Genomic DNA, 2,475 nt, shown 5'->3' with positions numbered 1-2,475 from the left:
ACCAACAACAAAAACTCACTACCAACGAAGTAGGCGATACCCATTTAGAAAAATACCCTTTCCCTGCTATTCGCTACAATGCTTTTAAAGCCCCTGATCAGATATATGTAAAGGACAAAGAGCGAATAAGCTATGAATACAACGCCTTTGGCGAACGTTCACATTGCTATTACGGTAATGCTGAAATAGAAAAAGCCAAACGCCCAATGCTTAAACACTACAGCCACGATGGTAGTGTAGAAGTAGTATGTAACAAAACCGATAACAGCACCAAGTTTGTGTTTTACTTAGGCGGTGATGCCTATAGTGCCCCTGCAATACTCATTTCGGACGGTGAAGCCTCAAAACTCTATTACTTACATAGAGATTACTTAGGTTCTATAGTAATGCTCACCGATGAAGACGGCAACATTGCAGAAAGACGACATTTTGATCCTTGGGGACAACCCATAAAAGTGGAAGACGGGGCAGGAAAAGTGTTACAAGGTTTAACTTTATTAGATAGAGGTTTTACAGGACACGAACACCTGCAAACCGTAGGGCTTATCAATATGAATGCTCGTTTGTACGACCCTGCGTTACACCGTTTCTTACAACCCGATAACAACGTACAAGACCCTTTTAACACCCAGAATTTTAATAGGTATGGCTATTGCTTGAACAATCCGTTGGTGTATGTAGATGAGAATGGAGAGTTTATAGAGCTTATCTTTGGATTAGGTAACTTAATTGCGCGTTCCAAGGGAGGTAGTATAAATAACTTTTGGGATGGTGTAGGAGCTTTCTTTCAAGGATTTTTAGCAGGAGCTGTAGCAGGACCTAGTGTAATAACATCTATAACTTCGTTTAATCAGTTAGGTGTTGTGGTAGGAACGCTTGGGGGAATTTTCTATAATGATTGGACGATATTTAATAATTCTTCTAAAATAACTTTAGGAAGTTTTTATATAGATGAAAACAGAACCTTTATCGGAGGACTTTGGCAGGGAATTAGTAGATATACTTGGGAACATCCACAGACTGTTTTAGGCAATGATTTTTCTCAACTTAGAAATATTTTTGGACAAGTAGATAGAGTAGAATATCTTGGAGGGGCTACTTTCTCTATTAATGAAAAAAGTAAAAAAGAAGATGGTATTTCTATAGGAAACTTTATAAATATAAACATTAATGGTAAAATAGAAGGTGATTTTACCGAATATGTATTAACTCACCCTCTTTTTATGCACGAATACGGGCACTATATTGATAGCCAAACATTTGGATTGACATATATGCTTAATATAGCAATACCAAGTTTTTTTAGTGCAATGAGTGATGAAAAAGAAAATGGAATTTATAAGCATAACTATAGATGGTATGAGATGAATGCTAATAAAAATGCTAATAAATATTTCAATAAACATTATGGAAATAGAGTAAATCGGAGTTTATATGAACCTCCAAAATATACATATCCGAGAAAACGAAAAAAATGAGCTTATGAAAAGATTATATTTAACACTTATATCAATATTCTTCTCAGGATGTGAATTATATATGGATAAAGGGGAAGATGTTTTATATATAGAAAACAATAGCACTTATACTATAAGTGTTTATCCTGCAAAATTAGGATTTGATTTTCTATATCCTGATACCTTAATAACTATGAAATACAAACCTAATACATTAGAAAAATTAAAAACTAGTAGATTTGGAACAGAAGATTGGCAAGATGATTTTAAATCTTTTCCTAAAGATACTTTATCAATTTTTATTTTTAGTACTGATACCTTAAATAAATATAGCTGGGAAGAAGTACGTAGAGATTATAAAATACTAAAGCGGTATGACTTAAGTTATGAGGATTGTAAACTTTTGAAGTTTCGTGTCCCCTATCCTCCTACTCCTGCAATGTCACGAATGAAGATGTACCCTAAATATGGAAGGTAAAAGAGGTAGGAATGCACGAATACGGACACTATATAGATAGCCAAACATTTAGATTGACTTATATGCTTAATATAGCAATACCAAGTTTTTTTAGTGCAATGAGTGATGAAAAAGAAGATTATAAACACAGCTATATGGTATGAAATGAATGCTAATAAATATTTCAATAAACATTATGGAAATAGAGTAAATTGGAGTTTATATGAACCTTCATTGAATCATTTTCCAACTAAAAAACCTAAAAAGAAAAAAATATGAGAACAGTATATATTATATTTATATTTTTGTTACTCTTTAGTTGTGAGTGGCCTTATATGGATAGAATAGATCCTTTGTATATCAAAAATCAAAGCAATTGTGCAATAAGTATTTATCCAGCAAGAAGAGGTATTGATTTTGTATATCCAGATACATCAATAACCCTAAAATACAAACCTTATCCATTAGGTAGTTTCTTATCAACTAATTTTGCTTCTGCGGATTGGAAAGAAGAAATAGAGTTTCTCCCTAAAGATACTTTATCAATTTTTATTTTTAGTA

General features: G+C 32.7%; 3 protein-coding genes and 1 pseudogene. All 4 read left to right on the top strand.

Features of this window, described 5'->3' with window-relative positions; all coding sequences use genetic code 11:
* On the top strand, nucleotides 1-1,478 hold a 1,478-nt coding region (locus tag HMPREF9073_RS16195), incomplete at its 5' end, for an RHS repeat domain-containing protein (RefSeq protein WP_009412403.1).
* A 4-nt stretch (nucleotides 1,479-1,482) separates the two neighbouring features.
* Nucleotides 1,483-1,935: a hypothetical protein gene (locus tag HMPREF9073_RS02485; protein WP_034555192.1), complete on the top strand. Its 453-nt coding sequence runs from the start codon at nucleotides 1,483-1,485 to the stop codon at nucleotides 1,933-1,935.
* Between the two features lie 11 nt (nucleotides 1,936-1,946).
* Nucleotides 1,947-2,078 carry a hypothetical protein gene (locus HMPREF9073_RS16490; protein WP_009412401.1) on the top strand — a complete coding sequence of 44 codons (132 nt, stop codon included), beginning with the start codon at nucleotides 1,947-1,949 and terminating at the stop codon, nucleotides 2,076-2,078.
* Nucleotides 2,079-2,189: 111 nt separating this feature from the next.
* Nucleotides 2,190-2,475: pseudogene (locus HMPREF9073_RS15855) on the top strand (hypothetical protein); the annotation flags it as partial.

Source organism: Capnocytophaga sp. oral taxon 326 str. F0382 (genome assembly GCF_000318295.1).
Taxonomy (GTDB): Bacteria; Bacteroidota; Bacteroidia; order Flavobacteriales; family Flavobacteriaceae; genus Capnocytophaga; species Capnocytophaga periodontitidis.
The sequence above is the reverse complement of the archived record's forward strand: the minus strand, read 5'-3'. Positions and strand labels throughout refer to the sequence as shown.

Excerpts from the sequence above, each read along its gene's own strand:
- HMPREF9073_RS02485 (WP_034555192.1), top strand. The coding sequence starts at position 1,483 with ATGAAAAGATTATATTTAACACTTATATCAATATTCTTCTCAGGATGT.
- HMPREF9073_RS16490 (WP_009412401.1), top strand. The coding sequence starts at position 1,947 with ATGCACGAATACGGACACTATATAGATAGCCAAACATTTAGATTGACT.